The sequence below is a fragment of the Allocoprococcus comes genome (genome assembly GCF_013300725.1).
Taxonomy (GTDB): Bacteria; Bacillota; Clostridia; order Lachnospirales; family Lachnospiraceae; genus Allocoprococcus; species Allocoprococcus comes_A.
In genome coordinates this window covers 18,895-36,541 of record NZ_JAAIMM010000014.1, presented here as the reverse complement: position 1 = coordinate 36,541, position 17,647 = coordinate 18,895, and the positions used below count along the sequence as shown (strand labels likewise).

The window sequence follows — 17,647 nt, the reverse complement described above, 5'->3', positions numbered from 1 at the left end:
TGCTTACGATCGTCCTCATTATACCTGGGGTGCTCCGGTTGATTTATCGGGCAGACTCCCAGGTGGCTTTGGGAAATGCAAAATCGGTGCGGGTAGCATTCCAGGTAATCGGGACTGAGGCGTATGGCAGTAATGGACCATTCGGTGACACTTCCCATAAGGGAGGTGTCGCCGACGGTTTATATGATGAAATCATTAAACTCAGTAAAGCACCCGGAGATTTCTGGGTATTACAGACCGATGAGACCGGTTATCAGGTCCTTCGGTTTCTTTATCAAGAAGGGGAATATACTGTCTGTTATCAGGCAGACGATCCTTCACCATATAAGGTGTATCATGAAGAGACCATGATCGATACCGGAGATTGAGATGTTAGTAGTTTTAGAAGGAATTTTATGGATGATACGGTTCTTTTTCGGAGCCTGTATCTTTAGTTTTTTAACGGTCGTGATCGATCGGTTACCCCGTGGGGAAAATGTAGTACGCGGGAGAAGCCACTGTACAGGCTGTGGCAGAGAACTGACTGCATGGGAACTGATCCCGTGTGTGAGTTTTCTGTGTCTGGGCGGAAAGTGCAGAGGATGTGGGGAGCGGATCCCTTTAAGATGTTTTTGGACAGAACTTACAGGTGGAGCAGCTTTTATCGGCTGCGTGACCAGATATGGCTGCGGCAGATCAGGCGTAATATCGCCAAGAGGCGCAGTGATTTTTGCATATTTAGGAATATTACTTGTGGTAGCCCTGATTGACTGGGATACACAGATGATTTATGATAGATTTCATATTATGATTTTGATACTTGCAGTTTTTGATTTCCTGCTTTATCCGGAGCGGGGAATTGTGACAAGATTGATCGGTGCTCTGATCATTTCCGTACCGATGCTGATCCTGGCACTGGTGATCCCGGGAGCATTCGGGGGCGGAGATATCAAGCTGATGGCAGCAAGCGGACTGCTTCTTGGCACGGCATCTACCGTGTGCGCGATGTTTATCGGAATTGTAACCGGAGGCGGTTATGCGGCGGTGATGCTTGCCGGAAAGAAGCTTGAGAAGAAAGACCAGTTTGCATTTGGACCATTTCTTGCACTGGGACTTGCAGCAGCCGTTTTCTGGGGAGATCAGATTGCAGCGTGGTATCTGCATTTTCTGTAGAGGAACTGCAAAGAAGTGAAATAGAAGATCCATCATGTGAAAATGACATGGTTTGATGTTAGACAGAAGAGAGGATTTGTGGAGGATGGCGAAATTTCGATATGTCGCAAAAGACATGGGCGGAAAAACCTACAGAGGAACGACAGAGGCGACTTCAGAGGCGGCACTGATCCAGCAGCTTCGGGAACAGGAGCTGTTTCTGGTAGAATCGAAGAACCTGACAAAAGTAAAAGGATATAAGAAATTAAAGGCAAAACAGCTGGCAGCATTTTGCCGGGAGCTTTCTACGCTTCTGGCATCTGGTGTCAGCCTTGTGCGTGCTATGGATATTCTGGTGGACCAGGAAGGACTGGATCCAAAAGAAAAGGAGATCTATAAAGATGTACTTCAGGATCTGAGAAAAGGGGTTCCTCTTTCTGAGGCGATGGAGTCCAAACAATGCTTCCCGGATCTGATGATCGGAATGCTCCGGTCAGGGGAGGGAAGCGGAAATCTTGATCAGGTGACAGACCGTCTTGCCGTGCAGTATGAAAAAGAATATAAGCTGACACAGCAGGTTCGCTCTACAATGACTTATCCTTGCATTCTTCTGGTGCTGTGTGTGGCGATCGCAATTTTGATCGTTACCTTTATTCTGCCACAGTTCCAGTCTTTGTTTGATCAGATGGACAGCCTTCCGTGGGTGACGACCGTTCTGATCGCAGCTTCTGATTTCCTGACAAAGAAATGGTATCTTGCGATCCTGATCGTAGTGATTGCTTTTGCACTGGTCCGGATTATTATGGGAATCCCGGCAGTCCGACATCAAATCGATTACCGGAAGGTTCATCTTCCGATATTTGGAAAACTTTTCAAAGTTATCTATACGGCACGTTTTGCCCGTACTTTAAGCAGTCTGTATTCCAGTGGTATGCCGATTGCACTTGCAATCAGTGTTGCCGGGAAAACGATCGGCAATGTCTATATCGAGAAACAGTTTGAAGAAGTTGTGACCGAGGTCCGGAGTGGTGTGCCGCTTTCACGGGCACTCAGGCAGGTGGATGGACTGATGAAAAAACTTGCCAGTACGATCCTGGTCGGTGAGGAAAGTGGACGGCTGGATGTGATGCTGGATTCGATTGCCGTGTCCATGGAAGAAGAGGCAGAGCAGGCGACAAAGCAGATGGTTACATTACTGGAACCGATCCTGATCATTTTCATGGCGCTGATCGTCGGATTTATTATGATTGCAGTCATGCTTCCAATCTATCAGTCTTATGCAGCAATTGAAAATGCATAGCAGGTGATTACAGGAAGCTGAGTTTAGATACAAAGGAGGAACAAGATGAGCGATACCGTCATCATTTTGCAGGATGAATGTATTCTTGCTGCTGAAGGAAAGGCAGGCAAATCACCAAAGATCCAGAAGGTAGAACGGATACCGATCGATGTATTTGGAGATCCTTTTGAACAGTGGAAAGAGGCATTGGATAAATATAAAAAGAAACACAACCCATCCCAGGTGAGACTGGTGCTTCCGACATCCTACTCATCTGCCAGAGTAACGCAGATTCCTTATGCCAGGGGAAGACAGCTTACCAGGCTTGCGGAGAATGTCATGGCGGAAAATGGCAGTGACTGGGTACAGGATTATGCGGTGATCAAAGCAGACAGAAAGAAAGGAATCTGTCTGTGCTGCGGAGGCGCGGAAGAGGATGTCCTGAAAAAGATCCGGGAGCTGACAAAAGAGGTCGGGATTTCGGTTCAGTGGATTTCTGTCCCGATGGAGTGTTATCTGAATACACTGGGACAGTTGAAATCCTACCAGAATGATACTGAGATCGTTCTCCTGTTTGAAGAAGGAAGTGTGACGAGTATTCTGTTCCGGGAAGGCCAGTATCTGTATTCTACAAGAAGCCGTATCTTCAGTGAGAGAGGAACTCTGGATTTTGGTACGGAGATCGTGCGGAATATTTCCGGTATTTTGCAGTTCTACTCCACCACAAAATCTGATGTGCCGATCACAAAAGTATTTTACGCCGGATGCAGTACGGATGATTTTGAAGTCAGTGAGGACGGAATCCATGCGATGAATCTGGAAGTAGAACCGTTGGATGCAGAATTTGATTTTGCCCCTCCAGAAAATGTGGATGACTGGCTGATCTGCATTGGTGCCATGATCAGTACCAGGCAAAAAGAGATCAATTTAAACAAGGTCTGGAAAGGAGAGGGCACGGCTGGTGTAACGAAAAAAGAAAGTCTTGCAAAGCATCTGATGTTTCCGGCGATTACGTTTGGTATATGCCTTGTGGCCTTGATCGCAGTGATGGTCTGGAATTATGCAGAATCTCACAAGATTGAGAAAATGGAAGACTGGATCAACGATCCACAGATCCAGAGCGAATATCAGGAAGCAAATGCGGTCCGGGAAGAGAGCGACCGGCTGGATTCCATACAGAATCAGGTCGAACAGACGAAATCCAATCTGGCAACCTATCCGGATCTGGATGCGGAGATGATCGTGAAGATCGTGGATGTGGGCGGAAGCGCCATGACAGTCCAGATTAAGACGATGGATTCCGAGACGGGAGAGCTTACATTTAATGCGGTCAGCTCGGCGGTTATTGATATTCCGGCATATGTAAGAAAACTTTCCGAGACAGGGCTGTTTTCAACGGTAAATTACAGTGGATATTCGTACGATGACGGAGAATATTCGCTGATGCTTTCCTGTGTGTTAAAGGGAGCAGAGACAGGAGGTGAGGATCAGTGAAAATCGATATGGAATTAAAACCAGGTGACGTGGTCCTTTTAAAGGTGCTTGCCTGTGTATTGATCCTCTTTTTCATGGCGCGTTTTCTGATCTTTCCGGGAATGGAAAAACATCAGGAGCTGGTGGCAAAAAAAGACGACCTGACGATCGAGAAGCAGGAAATGCAGTATACGATCAGCAGTAAGGCATCGACGGAGAAGGAAATCGCGACGCAGAAAGAAAATCTGGAAAAAGCACAGGAAGGTTTTTATGACCTGATGGAAAACCGGGAGGTCGATTCCCTGATTACGGGGCTTGCACTGAAACACGATCTGTTTCCGGTGTATTTGAATATTGAAGATCCGGTGGCAGGTGTTCCGGCGGCATATCAGCTTTCTGAGGCTTCAGATGATTCTTCAGAAGATTCTTCGACAGAAGAGTCGCAGAGTACACTTCCGTATGTTCAGTATGTGAATACGACAACGGTTACGATCACTCTGCAGGGACAGGAAGCGCAGATCCGGGAACTTCTGGATGATATTGCGAAGAACTATCCGGGAATTCAGGTGCGTTCTTTTGATATGCAGTCCGGCATTTATGTGGACAGCAGCCTGCAGAAGACAGAGCAGATGAACTGTAATTGTGTACTGGCTGTATACACCTGTGGAGAACTTAGTAATACTAAAGGAGAGTAAGCGAACGTGAAAAAGAATCTGAGAATCGGAGAGATCCTGGAAGAAAAGGGTTATGTGACCGGAGAGCAGATGTCACAGGCACTTGCCTATCAGAAAGAACATAGAGAGATGCGAGTTGGACAGATTCTGATGGAACTGGGATTTGTCACGGAAAATCAGGTACTTGAAGCACTGGCGAACAGACTGAACCTGGAAATTGTAGAAGTATCACAGATCCAGGTCAATCTGCAGGCAGTAGGGATGATTTCGAGAGAGCTTGCGGAAAAAAATCTTTTCCTTCCGGTCAGTCTGAAAGGAAAAGTACTGGGACTTGTCACGAATGATCCACTAAATTATTTCGCACTGGAAGAAGTCAAGCAGCAGACCGGGTGTCAGCTGGAGATTTATTTGAGTGAGGAAGTACCGCTGCGTAAGGCGATTTCCTACTATTATGCGGAAGTCAATGCGCGGAATGCGGCAGAGCAGGCGAATGTGGGATTTGCGACAACGGAGGAACTGGAGATCGAAGATCTGGATGATTCCAATGATGAGGCACCGATCATCCGGCTTTTAAATTCACTGATCGAGCGTGCGATCAAAACCGAGGCGAGTGATATTCATATTGAACCATTTGAAAAAGAGACAAAAGTCCGTATGCGTATCGACGGTGTGATCATGGAATATGTCACGATCCAGAGAAATATTCATGCACCATTGATCGCCCGTATCAAAATCCTGTCCAATTTGGATATCGCAGAGAAGAGAATCCCGCAGGACGGACATTTCCGTGTTAAGATCAATGACAGTTTTGTCAATATCCGTGTTTCCGTTTTGCCGACAGTGTTTGGGGAAAAAGCGGTTCTGCGTATCATGGCAGCAACCGGACATATGGAGCATGCGGATCATTTTGGAATGGATGATTTCAGTTATAATCAGTTTTTGCCGATGCTGAATTATCCGAATGGAATTATTTATATTACGGGACCGACCGGAAGTGGAAAATCAACGACACTTTATATGGTTCTGGAGTATCTGTCCGGAAGACATGTTAATATTTCCACGATTGAGGATCCGGTGGAAAAGAACCTGCCGGATATCAACCAGACACAGGTTAATCCGGTAGCCGGTCTGACCTTTGATGTAGGACTACGTGCCCTGATGCGTCAGGATCCGGATATCATCATGGTCGGAGAGACTCGTGACGGTGAGACTGCCGGAACATCGGTCCGGGCTGCGATCACAGGACATATGGTTTTAAGTACCCTTCATACCAATGATGCGGTATCCAGTATTGTCCGTCTGGAAGACATGGGCGTGGAGACGTATCTGGTTGCCAATTCTCTTGTCGGACTTGTGGCACAGAGACTGGTTAGAAAAGTGTGCCCGCACTGTGCAAGACAGATGGAGACAACCGAACAGGAACGTCTTTTCCTTGGAGAGGATGTGCGTGTGGTCACAAGGGGAACCGGATGTACCAAGTGTAATAACACCGGATATAAAGGTCGGGTTGCAGTTCATGAGATCCTTGCGATCAACAATGATATCCGGCGGATGATCATCAATCATACATCGATCGAAGAGATCACACGATATGCAAGAGAAGTGCAGCATATGCGGACGCTGAAGGAAAGTGGACTGATCCTTGTGAAGGAAGGGAAGACAACGCCGGAAGAGCTGCTCAAGATCAGTTACGAATAAAGCGGTTCTGCTTTTTAGCAGAACGGAGAAGATGGAGGAAAGAAGAAATGTCACAGCTTGGAAGCAGTCAGGAAAAAATAGATACGATCATCCGTGAGGCAAGAGAAAAAAAAGCTTCGGACATCCATCTTTCGGAAGGAATGCCGATCTGGTACCGTGTCAACGGACGCCTGATCCAGGCAGAGACACAGATACCGTCAGAAGAAATGGCAGAGATGCTGACGGACATTTTAAGTGAGCGTCAGAGAAAACTGTTTGATACGGGAAAGGATGCGGATTTTGCGATCCGTACTTCAGATGGTCATCGCCAGAGAGTCAATGTGTTTCGTCAGCAGAAGAAGATGGCGGCAACGATCCGTCTTCTGAACGCGCATATTCCGTCGCTGGAAGAACTGAAGATGCCAACGCTTCTTTATCAGCTGGCAGAAGAGCCGCGCGGTCTGATCCTGGTGACAGGACCGACCGGAAGTGGAAAATCAACCACACTTGCGGCAATGATCGAGCATATGAACCAGGTCAGTGACCGCCATATTATTACAATTGAAGATCCGGTTGAGTATGTCTATGAGAATAAAAAGTCCCTGATCCATCAGAGGGAAGTCGGAGAAGATGTGGAAAGCTTTGCAGCGGCACTTCGCAGTGCACTCCGTGAAGATCCGGATGTGATCCTGGTGGGAGAGATGCGTGATTATGAGACGATCCAGGCAGCACTTCTTGCAGCAGAGACAGGACATCTGGTGCTTTCAACACTGCATACGACCGGTGCGACGCAGACGGTAGAACGTATCATTGATGCCTGCCCGACCAGTGGACAGAATCAGGTGCGCATCCAGCTTGCCGGGACCTTAAAGGGGATCATCAGCCAGTGCCTGATCCCGTGTGAGGGCGGTATGGCGCGTGTGGCGGCGACAGAGCTTCTGACCGGTACGGATGCGATCCTGAATCTGGTCAGAGAGGGAAAGACACATCAGATCGGAAGTATCATGCAGGTCAGCGGAAATGCAGCGATGCATACCCTGAATATGGATCTGTCAAGATTGGTAAAGCAGGGCTATATTTCCAGAGAAAATGCGCTTGCCTATACGAATAATAAGGCGGAGATCCAGCAGTATCTGTAAGGACGGGGCCGGAAAATCATAACAGAAAAGTGGAGCAGTACCACGGAGAAAATCCGGTGGTTACTGCTCCATTATGATTCGGGCAAGATTATCCGGAAATTTTACACCGGCCCAGATACCATTTTTCAACCAGTCCGATCAGTGCGTACAGCAGCATGGCGATCACGCAGAGGATACAGATACTCATCAGCAGCCAGTCGAGCTTGAAGACCTGGCTTCCATAAATGATCATATAGCCAAGCCCTTCCCTGCCGCCGATAAATTCTCCGATGATCACACCCACCAGGCAGAGCCCGATATTGACTTTCATGGTGCTGATGATCGCCGGAATACAGCTTGGAATGACCACTTTGGTGAGCGCATGAAGCCGGTTTCCGTGAAGTGTATAGATGAGCATGATCTTATCGGGATCTACTTCGGAAAATTCGGAATAGAGGTTCAGGATGCTCCCGAAGATGGCAACCGACATTCCGGCTATAATGATCGTTGTGCGGTTTGCGCCGAGCCAGACGATGAGCAGCGGGGCGAGGGCAGATTTTGGCAGGCTGTTCAGGACCACCAGATAAGGCTCCAGGATTTCCGAAAGCTTCCGGAAGAGCCAGAGAAGGACGGTGACAAAAAGGCTGAAGAAGATCACCAGGATAAAACTGACCAGGGTTTCGTAAAGGGTTATTCCGATATGACGGAAAATACTGCCGTCACCGGTCATTTCCAGAAAACACAGGGCAATCCGGGAAGGACTGCTGAAAATGAAAGAGTCGACCAGCCCTGTATTTGCTGCAAATTCCCAAAGGAAGAGAAAGGCAAGCAGGATGGAGACTCTGGAAACGGCAACGATCCGTTTATGTCGGCGGTGCATATTCAGGTAATGCAGCTGGTTTTTAGATAGTTCATTCATCCGGGTTCAGCTCCTTCCAGATCAGATTGAAATAAGTCTTAAATTCCGGGGCATTGCGGCGGGCAAGCGGGGAAAGTCCCGGATCAGAAAAGGAAACATTGACCGTCTGCCCGATGGTTGCCGGCCGGCTTGTGAGAACAAGGATCCGGTCGGCGAGACTGACTGCTTCGGCAAGGTCATGGGTGACAAGGATCGCTGTTTTTTTCTCTTTTTTGATAATCTGCCCGATGTCATCACTTACATTTAACCGGGTCTGATAATCCAGGGCAGAAAACGGTTCATCCAGAAGCATGATATCCGGCTTCAGGACCAGTGTGCGGATCAGTGCGGCTCTCTGGCGCATTCCACCGGAAAGCTCGGACGGTCTTGCATTTGCAAAGGCATTCAGACCGTATTGTGTAAGAAGGGCTCTTGCCAGTGCGCGGGAACGGGTGGTCAGTGCGTGTTGGATCTCGAGACCGAGAAGAACGTTCTGATAGATGGTACGCCATTCGAGCAATTCATCCTTTTGCAGCATATAGCCGATGCAGGAAGTATTGTCCGGATGATAGCTGCCGTTTATTTTGATGAGACCTTTTTCCGGGGTGAGAAGACCCGCAATCAGGTGGAGCAGCGTGGATTTTCCGCACCCGGAGGGACCGACCAGAGCAATAAATTCTCCTTCGCGGACCGAAAAGGTGATGTCTTTCAGAGCGTAGGTTTCTCCTTCCAGTGTATGATAAGCATAATGAACGTTTTTCAGTTCCAGTGCATATTGCATGATAATCCTCCAGATACAGAAACGATCACTTTCTTTTACTTTCAGTTTATGAGAAATAAAAAAAAGCGTGTGTGAATCCGGCGGGAATGGAGCGGAAAAAGAAAAACAGGGCAGAAAAGATATTGTGCGAAGGGAATAGCTGCACTATAATAAGAAACAAATCTGCAATATGAGGAGAGATGAACAGATGCAGAAAAAAAATTATCAGAAAGAACTGGATAAAAAGATAGAACAGATCGTATCGGAAAAGAAGGTTCCACGCCTGTTCCTTCACAGCTGTTGTGCACCATGCAGCAGTTATGTGCTGGAATATCTGTCGGAATATTTTGAGATTACGGTTTTTTATTACAATCCAAATATTTTTCCTGAGACCGAATTTGAAAAGCGGATCCATGAACAGGAGAAGCTGATCCGTGAGCTTCCGGCGAAGCATACGATCCATTTTCAGGCGGGAAATTATGACAGTGAAAAATTTTACGAGATGTCGAAGGGACTGGAGATGATTCCGGAAGGCGGTGAGCGGTGCTTTAAGTGCTATGAACTTCGGCTACGGGAGGCGGCAAAGCTTGCCAAAGAGGGTGACTATGAGTATTTCACCACCACACTTTCCATCAGTCCGTTGAAAAATGCGCAGAAGCTGAATGAGATAGGGGAAAGACTTGCCGGGGAATACGGGGTATCTTATCTGGTTTCGGATTTTAAAAAGAGAAATGGATATAAGCGTTCAACCGAGCTGTCAAAGCTCTACGGACTTTACCGCCAGGACTATTGTGGCTGTATTTATTCCAAAAATCAGAGAGAACGGGAAAAGAAATTCCGGGAGGAAGCGGAAAGTTCTGTGAAAAGTTAAGAGGGGAACTTTACAGAATCCGACATTCTATGGTACACTAAAGCACAGAATTACGTTGAAGAAAAGAGGGAAAGCTATGGCACAGTTATGGGGAGGACGTTTTACGAAAGAAACCGACAAACTGGTTTATAATTTCAATGCGTCCATTTCATTTGATAAACGATTTTATGAGCAGGATATCCAGGGAAGCAAGGCACATGTTATGATGCTGGCAAAGCAGGGGATCCTGACAGACGATGAGAAGCAGCAGATCCTGGACGGACTGGAGAGTATCCGCAGGGATGTAGAGAACGGAAAGCTTGAGATCACAGAGGAATACGAAGATATCCACAGTTTTGTGGAGGCTAATCTGATCGACCGGATCGGGGATGCAGGGAAGAAGCTGCATACCGGAAGAAGCCGTAATGACCAGGTTGCACTGGATATGAAGCTTTATACAAGAAGTGAGATCACCGCACTGCAGGGACTGGTTGTAGATATGCTCCGCGAACTTCTTGCGATCATGAAGGACAACACCGAGACAATCATGCCGGGATTTACCCATCTGCAGAAAGCGCAGCCGATCACACTGGCACATCATATGGGCGCTTATTTTGAGATGTTTAAAAGAGACCATATGCGTCTGAAAGATATTTACAAGAGAATGAATACCTGTCCGCTTGGATCCGGAGCACTTGCAGGAACCACTTATGATCTGGACAGAGCATACACCGCAGAGCTTCTCGGATTTGACGGACCAACACTGAACAGTATGGATTCGGTATCGGATCGTGATTATCTGATCGAGCTGATGAGTGCACTTGCAACGATCATGATGCACTTAAGCCGTTTCTCGGAAGAGGTGATCATCTGGAATTCCAATGAATACCAGTTTGTCGATATCGACGATAGCTACAGCACCGGAAGCAGTATCATGCCGCAGAAAAAGAATCCGGATATTGCAGAACTTGTTCGTGGAAAGACAGGACGTGTATACGGTGCGCTGACTTCGATCCTGACTACGATGAAGGGAATTCCGCTTGCTTACAATAAAGATATGCAGGAAGACAAGGAACTGGTATTTGATGCCATCGATACTGTAAAAGGATGTCTGGCTTTATTTACCGGAATGCTCGCAACCATGAAGTTCAATAAAGAACGTATGCTGGAAAGCTGCAGACATGGATTTACCAATGCAACAGATGCAGCTGACTATCTGGTAAATCACGGGGTACCGTTCCGTGATGCACATGGAATCGTAGGAAAGCTGGTACTTTATTGCATCGATAAGAAGATTGCGTTAGATGATATGTCACTGGAAGAATATAAGGAGATATCTCCGGTATTTGAAGAAGATATTTATGATGCGATCAGCATGGAGACCTGTGTCAATAAGAGAAATACGATCGGTGCACCTGGACCGGAAGCTATGAAAAAGGTGATCGCGCTTCACGAAGCGTATCTGGAAGAGTGCTAATCGTTATAAGGAAAATGAGCATTGCCGGTCACAGGTACTGGGAACAGTAACATGAGCGTTAATAAGTAGACATAGTTTTTCAATTATCAGGGTTGAAAAATGTCGGTAAATGCGCTATGATATACAAATCATGCGTACAAATGTGCGCATCAAAAAGACAAGAAGGAAATGAGGACATAAAAATGGATCAGAAATTAAGAGTAGGTATTCTTGGTGCAACAGGAATGGTAGGACAGAGATTTATCTCTCTGCTGGAAAATCATCCGTGGTTTGAGGTAGTAACACTGGCTGCAAGCCCGCGTTCCGCAGGAAAGACATATGAAGAAGCAGTCGGAGACCGTTGGAAAATGGACACTCCGATGCCGGAAGCAGTCAAGAAGATCGTTGTACATAATGTCAACGAAGTAGAAGAAGTTGCAAAGACAGTTGACTTTGTATTCAGTGCAGTTGATATGTCAAAAGATGAGATCCGTGCGATCGAGGAAGCATACGCAAAGACAGAGACACCGGTTGTATCTAATAACAGTGCCCACAGATGGACACCGGATGTACCGATGGTAATCCCGGAAGTAAACCCGGAGCATTTTGCAGTCATCGAAGACCAGAAAAAGCGTCTTGGAACTACAAGAGGATTTATCGCAGTAAAACCAAACTGTTCGATCCAGAGCTATGCGCCTTGCCTTGCAGCATGGAAAGAATTCGGACCGAAAGAACTGGTTGTTACAACTTACCAGGCAATTTCAGGTGCAGGAAAGACCTTTAAAGACTGGCCGGAAATGGTAGAAAATATCATCCCATTCATCGGTGGAGAAGAAGAAAAGAGCGAGCAGGAACCGCTTCGTGTTCTCGGCAGAGTTGAAAATGGACAGATTGTAAAAGCAGATTCTCCGAAGATCACATGCCAGTGTGTACGTGTACCGGTTCTTAACGGACATACTGCTGCTGTATTTATCAATTTTGAAAAGAAACCAACCAAAGAGCAGCTGATCGAAAAACTGGAAGGCTTCAAAGGATTCCCGCAGGAGGCAGAGCTTCCAAGTGCACCGAAGCAGTTCATCCGTTATATGACAGAAGATAACCGCCCGCAGGTAAAACTGGATGTAGATTATGAGAACGGAATGGGAATCTCGATCGGACGACTCAGAGAAGATTCTATTTATGATTACAAATTTATCGGACTTTCCCACAATACAGTCCGTGGCGCGGCAGGCGGAGCAGTTCTGTGCGCAGAGACTCTGACTGCAAAAGGATTTATCACAAAGAAATAGCTTTTGCGGGGAAGTTTAAAAGAAGTTAACTTTTCTTTCTTCTGATTCAGTGGTAGAATGAAATCATACCAGTGTAAAGGAAGATTGAAGGTGGGCTAATATGAAAAAAGAAATGCAGAACTATACACAGAACAGAGAACTGTCCTGGCTGAAGTTCAATCAGAGGGTACTGGAGGAAGCAAAGGATTCTTCAGTACCCCTTCTTGAAAGAATGAAGTTTGTATCCATTTTTACAAGCAATCTGGACGAATTTTTTATGATCCGCGTAGGAAGCCTGTATGATATGTCGCTTACGGATAACAGCACGATCGACAGCCGTTCGGGGATGAATCCGAAAGAGCAGCTGGATGCAATCTTTGCGGCTGTGGCACCATTGTATAAAGAGAGGGACAAGACCTACTCAGAGATCAAGAAGCTGCTGAATCCATACGGTGTCTGTGGACTATCGATAAAAGAGCTGGAGCAGCAGGAAAAGAAGTATGTGAAAAAGTATTTCAAAGACCAGATCCTCCCGATCCTGTCTCCGCAGATCGTGGATGCCAATCATCCGTTCCCGCATCTGCTCAATAAGGAACTGTATGTGATCGCAAGTCTGAAGCAGAATGGAACTTCCATGATCGGAATCGTACCGGTTCCACAGTTTGTGTCAGATATCTTATATCTTCCGGGACATGATATCCGTTATATCCGTATGGAAAAGGTGATCATGGAATATCTGGATGTGGTGTTCGACAAATACGAGGTATCGAACAAGAATTATATCTGCGTGACAAGGAATGCAGATGTGTCGCCGGATGATGAGGCACTGGAGATCAATGATGATTTCCGCCTGCTGATGCAGGAAACCCTTCACAAGCGCCGCAGAATGGCAGTTGTCCGCATGGAGACAGCGGAGCCGCTGGATAAGGAACTGGAAAAGTATTTCTGTGACAAATTTAAGATCATACCGGCACAGATCTACCGGACCAAGATGCCGATGAAGCTGGATTATATTTTTTCGATCATGGATAAGGTTCCGGCATCGCTGAAACGTTCTCTGATCGACGAACCGTTTACTCCGCAGCCGTCCCGCTATCTGACGGATGGAAAAGTGATTCCGCAGGTAAAGAAAAAAGATATACTTCTTTCTTATCCGTATGAGAGTATGGATCCGTTTCTGCGTATGATCAAGGAAGCGGCTTATGATCCGACCGTTCTTACGATCAGGATCACAATCTACCGTCTGGCAAAGAAGGCACGGCTGGTAGAGTACTTATGTGCAGCGGCCGAGAACGGCAAAGAGGTTACGGTTTTGATCGAGCTGAGAGCCAGATTCGATGAACAGAACAATATTGACTGGTCCGAACGTCTGGAAGAAGCAGGATGCCGTGTGATTTACGGATTTGAAGGTTATAAGGTGCATTCCAAGATCTGCCTGATCACTTACCGGAACCGCAACAATATCGAATACATTACGCAGGTGGGAACCGGAAACTACAATGAAAAGACGGCAACCATGTACACTGATGTATCGCTGATCACAGCGGATAAGGGAATCGGAGAGGATGCAGCCATCTTCTTCAAGAATATGTCCATTGGCAATCTCAATGGAAGCTATCAGCACATTATTGTTTCACCGACCAGTCTGAAACCAAAGGTGCTTTCGCTGATGGATGAGGAGATCAAAAAGGGAACGAACGGGCGGATCATCATGAAGATGAACTCTGTGACGGATGTAGATTTTATCCAGAAGGTTTCCGAGGCATCAAATGTAGGGGTGAAGGTGGATCTGATCGTCCGTGGGATATGCTGTATCCTGCCGGGAGTCAAAGGGTACACAGAGAATCTCCGTGTGACCAGTATTGTCGGACGTTATCTTGAGCATCCACGTATTTTCCTTTTTGGAACCGGAGCGGATCAGAAGATCTATATCGGTTCCGCAGATATGATGACGCGTAATACGGAAAAACGCGTGGAAGTGGCATGTCCGGTTTACGATGAAACTATCAGGAAACAGCTGACACATATGCTGAAGATCATGCTGGCAGACAATGTAAAAGCGCGTGAATTAAAGAGTGACGGCAAATACTACAAGAAAGAAAAAGGAACTTCAAAAGTCAATTCCCAGGAATATTTTATGCGTGAAGCAATCACCGTCAGACATCCGGAAGGACGGACAAGAGAAAGCTTCATTGATAAAATCCGGAAGATTTTTCGAAGAAAATAATTTGTTTTATGTTCTGAATATGATATGATAAAAAAGTGGAGCTGGTATCAGCTTCACTTTTTAAACGCTGTGAGAGCGGTTATGGCGTGAAAATACAGGAGTACAAAATTATTATATGGGTAAATCGGTATATATTGCAGAAAAGCCGAGTGTGGCACAGGAATTTGCCAAGGCACTGCATTTGAATTTGAAAAGAAAAGACGGATATCTGGAATCAGATGAGGCGATCGTAACCTGGTGTGTTGGTCATCTTGTCACGATGAGCTATCCGGAAGTATATGATGAAAAGTATAAGAGATGGTCTTTGCAGACACTGCCATTTATTCCGCAGGAATTTCTCTATGAGGTGATACCGGGAGTAAAGAAGCAGTTTGAGATCGTAAAAGGAATCCTGACCAGGAAGGACGTAGACCGGATTTATGTCTGTACCGACTCGGGAAGAGAAGGAGAATACATTTACCGTCTGGTGGAACAGATGGCAGGCGTAAAAGGGAAAGAACGCCGGCGTGTGTGGATCGATTCCCAGACGGAGGAAGAGATCCTCAGAGGAATCCGTGAGGCGAAGGATCTGTCAGAATACGATAATCTGTCAGCGTCGGCCTATCTCCGTGCGAAGGAAGATTATCTGATGGGAATCAACTTTTCCAGACTTCTGACACTCAAATATGGAAACAGCATTTCCAATTATCTTGGGAATAAATACACGGTTGTATCTGTCGGACGTGTGATGACCTGTGTCCTTGGAATGGTCGTAAGGCGGGAACGGGAGATCCGTGAATTTGTAAAAACGCCGTTCTATCGTGTGATCGAATCGGTAAATGTAGACGGACATACTTTTACCGGTGAGTGGCGTGCGGTGAAAGGCTCGGCTTATTTTGAGTCTCCAAAGCTCTACAAAGAGAATGGGTTTAAAGAGAAAGAGGAGGCCAAAAAGCTGATAGCTGCTTTGAAAGAGGGAACATCCCCTCTTACCTGCCGGATTGTATCCATCGAAAAGAAAAAAGAGAAAAAGAATCCGCCACTTTTGTTTAACCTTGCAGAACTTCAGAACGAATGCTCCAAACGGTTCAAGATCAGTCCGGATGAAACGCTCCGCATTGTGCAGGAGCTTTACGAGAAGAAGCTTGTCACCTATCCGAGAACAGACGCCAGAGTGCTTTCGACGGCAGTATCAAAGGAGATCACAAAGAACCTGAACGGGCTGAGTAAATACCAGACGGCTGCACCATATATGCAGGATATCCTGCAATACGGAGCATATAAAAATCTGGCAAAGACGCGTTATGTCAATGACAAGCAGATTACGGACCATTATGCGATCATCCCGACAGGACAGGGGCTTTCAGCGCTGAATTCGGTATCTGCAACGGCTCATCATGTATATGATGTGATCGTCCGGAGGTTTCTGAGTATCTTCTATCCTCCGGCAGTTTATCAGAAAGTGGCACTGGTAACACAGATCGGAAAAGAACAGTTTTTCTCCAGCTTCCGTGTGCTTGCGGAAGAAGGATATCTGAAGGTGGCAGGGGTCCCTGCACCAAAGAAAAATGCAAATGGAAATGACGCGGAAGGAGATGGAAGTGATAACAATGTGGATCTGGATGCCGCATTTTTCGCATCCATCCAGAAGTTAAAAAAAGGTGATATCCTGGATGTAAAATCATTGGATATCAAAGAGGGAGAAACTTCACCGCCGAAGAGATACAATTCCGGTTCCATGATCCTTGCGATGGAAAATGCAGGTCAGCTGATCGAGGATGAGGAACTTCGTGCGCAGATCAAAGGAAGCGGGATCGGAACCAGTGCGACCAGGGCGGAGATTCTGAAAAAGCTTTTCAATATCAAATATCTGGCACTGAATAAAAAGACGCAGGTGATCACACCGACGCTTCTTGGAGAAATGATCTATGATGTGGTGTTGAATTCTATCCGTTCACTTCTGAATCCGGAGCTGACGGCAAGCTGGGAAAAGGGGCTTAACTATGTGGCAGAGGGAGAAATTACATCGGATGAATATATGACAAAACTGGATCATTTTATTGTCAGCAGAACCAATGGGGTATTGGGACTGAATAACCAGTATCAGTTAAGAAGCTGCTATGACAGGGCAGCAGCATTTTATAAAAAAGAAACCAAAGGCAGAGCATCGAAAGGAAAGAAAGAATGAAAGAAATAACGGTTAAAGAAATGTATACACTGGAAGAGACGATCGCAAAGGATTTGTTTGAAGGAGTGACCTACCCGTGGGAAGTACTTCCGAAAATCAGCAGTTTTATCCTGGAACTGGGTGCGTCTCTTCCGGAAGAAGAGTATGAAAAACGTGGAGAAAATGTGTGGGTTGCCAGATCCGCAAAGGTTGCACCGACTGCATTTATCGGCGGTCCGGCGATCATCGGAAAGGACGCAGAGGTAAGACACTGTGCGTTTATCCGTGGAAATGCGATTGTAGGAGAAGGCGCAGTTGTCGGAAATTCTACCGAGCTGAAAAATGTGGTCCTCTTCAATAAAGTACAGGTTCCACATTATAATTATGTGGGGGATTCAATCCTTGGGTACAAGTCACATATGGGAGCAGGTTCTATCACATCTAATGTGAAATCCGATAAAAAACTGGTGGTTGTAAAGACGCCGGAAGGAAATATCGAGACCGGTATGAAAAAGTTTGGCGCGATGCTGGGTGACCATGTAGAAGTCGGATGTGGAACCATTCTGAACCCGGGAAGTGTAGTAGGACCGCATACCAATATTTATCCACTTTCTTCGGTGAGAGGATTTGTGCCGGGAGGAAGTATTTACAAATGTGCAGGTGAAGTGGTTGAAATGAGACAGGAGTAAT

General features: G+C 46.3%; 15 protein-coding genes. 13 read left to right on the top strand and 2 right to left on the bottom strand.

Features of this window, described 5'->3' with window-relative positions; all coding sequences use genetic code 11:
• Window positions 1-62: 62 nt before the first annotated feature.
• From G4407_RS09030 to G4407_RS09000, 7 genes are all read left to right on the top strand, one after another.
• Entirely contained in the window at window positions 63-368 is a 306-nt protein-coding gene (locus G4407_RS09030) for a hypothetical protein (protein ID WP_173688619.1), read from the top strand.
• A gap of 1 nt (window position 369) precedes the next feature.
• Window positions 370-1,152, top strand: coding sequence for a prepilin peptidase (locus G4407_RS09025; protein WP_173688618.1), 783 nt, complete (start codon window positions 370-372; stop codon window positions 1,150-1,152).
• Between the two features lie 85 nt (window positions 1,153-1,237).
• Window positions 1,238-2,431: a type II secretion system F family protein gene (locus G4407_RS09020; RefSeq protein WP_173688617.1), complete on the top strand. Its 1,194-nt coding sequence runs from the start codon at window positions 1,238-1,240 to the stop codon at window positions 2,429-2,431.
• A 45-nt stretch (window positions 2,432-2,476) separates the two neighbouring features.
• The gene (locus G4407_RS09015; RefSeq protein ID WP_173688616.1) at window positions 2,477-3,904 is read left to right on the top strand and encodes a hypothetical protein; all 1,428 of its coding nucleotides are present in this window, start codon (window positions 2,477-2,479) and stop codon (window positions 3,902-3,904) included.
• Window positions 3,901-4,578, top strand: coding sequence for a hypothetical protein (locus G4407_RS09010; RefSeq protein ID WP_173688615.1), 678 nt, complete (start codon window positions 3,901-3,903; stop codon window positions 4,576-4,578). Before G4407_RS09015 ends, G4407_RS09010 begins: the two co-directional genes overlap by 4 nt.
• A gap of 6 nt (window positions 4,579-4,584) precedes the next feature.
• Entirely contained in the window at window positions 4,585-6,255 is a 1,671-nt protein-coding gene (locus G4407_RS09005; RefSeq protein ID WP_330586042.1) for a GspE/PulE family protein, read from the top strand.
• 47 nt (window positions 6,256-6,302) lie between these two features.
• Entirely contained in the window at window positions 6,303-7,373 is a 1,071-nt protein-coding gene (locus G4407_RS09000) for a type IV pilus twitching motility protein PilT (RefSeq protein WP_173688614.1), read from the top strand.
• Window positions 7,374-7,461: 88 nt separating this feature from the next.
• Here G4407_RS09000 and G4407_RS08995 read toward each other — a convergent pair whose 3' ends face one another.
• Window positions 7,462-8,271 carry an ABC transporter permease gene (locus tag G4407_RS08995; protein ID WP_173688613.1) on the bottom strand — a complete coding sequence of 270 codons (810 nt, stop codon included), beginning with the start codon at window positions 8,269-8,271 and terminating at the stop codon, window positions 7,462-7,464.
• On the bottom strand, window positions 8,264-9,031 hold the full coding sequence (locus tag G4407_RS08990) for an ABC transporter ATP-binding protein (protein ID WP_173688612.1): 768 nt from the start codon (window positions 9,029-9,031) through the stop codon (window positions 8,264-8,266). The genes G4407_RS08995 and G4407_RS08990 overlap by 8 nt, the downstream gene beginning before the upstream one ends.
• 187 nt (window positions 9,032-9,218) lie before the next feature.
• On the opposite strand from G4407_RS08990, the gene G4407_RS08985 reads away from it, so the two are divergent.
• The 6 genes from G4407_RS08985 to G4407_RS08960 all read left to right on the top strand — a co-directional run bounded on the left by G4407_RS08985 (window position 9,219) and on the right by G4407_RS08960 (window position 17,646).
• Window positions 9,219-9,881 (top strand): epoxyqueuosine reductase QueH, encoded by a 663-nt coding sequence (locus G4407_RS08985; protein WP_243259100.1) that lies wholly within the window; start codon window positions 9,219-9,221, stop codon window positions 9,879-9,881.
• A 76-nt stretch (window positions 9,882-9,957) separates the two neighbouring features.
• A complete protein-coding gene (gene argH / locus G4407_RS08980) occupies window positions 9,958-11,337 on the top strand; it encodes an argininosuccinate lyase (RefSeq protein WP_173688610.1) in 1,380 nt (459 codons plus the stop codon).
• Between the two features lie 182 nt (window positions 11,338-11,519).
• A complete protein-coding gene (asd, locus tag G4407_RS08975) occupies window positions 11,520-12,605 on the top strand; it encodes an aspartate-semialdehyde dehydrogenase (RefSeq protein WP_173688609.1) in 1,086 nt (361 codons plus the stop codon).
• A 100-nt stretch (window positions 12,606-12,705) separates the two neighbouring features.
• Window positions 12,706-14,811, top strand: a complete 2,106-nt coding sequence (gene ppk1 / locus G4407_RS08970; protein WP_173688608.1) for a polyphosphate kinase 1 — start codon at window positions 12,706-12,708, stop codon at window positions 14,809-14,811.
• A 115-nt stretch (window positions 14,812-14,926) separates the two neighbouring features.
• Window positions 14,927-16,978 carry a DNA topoisomerase gene (locus G4407_RS08965; protein ID WP_173688607.1) on the top strand — a complete coding sequence of 684 codons (2,052 nt, stop codon included), beginning with the start codon at window positions 14,927-14,929 and terminating at the stop codon, window positions 16,976-16,978.
• Window positions 16,975-17,646 carry an LbetaH domain-containing protein gene (locus tag G4407_RS08960; RefSeq protein WP_173688606.1) on the top strand — a complete coding sequence of 224 codons (672 nt, stop codon included), beginning with the start codon at window positions 16,975-16,977 and terminating at the stop codon, window positions 17,644-17,646. Before G4407_RS08965 ends, G4407_RS08960 begins: the two co-directional genes overlap by 4 nt.
• Window position 17,647 lies beyond the last annotated feature (1 nt).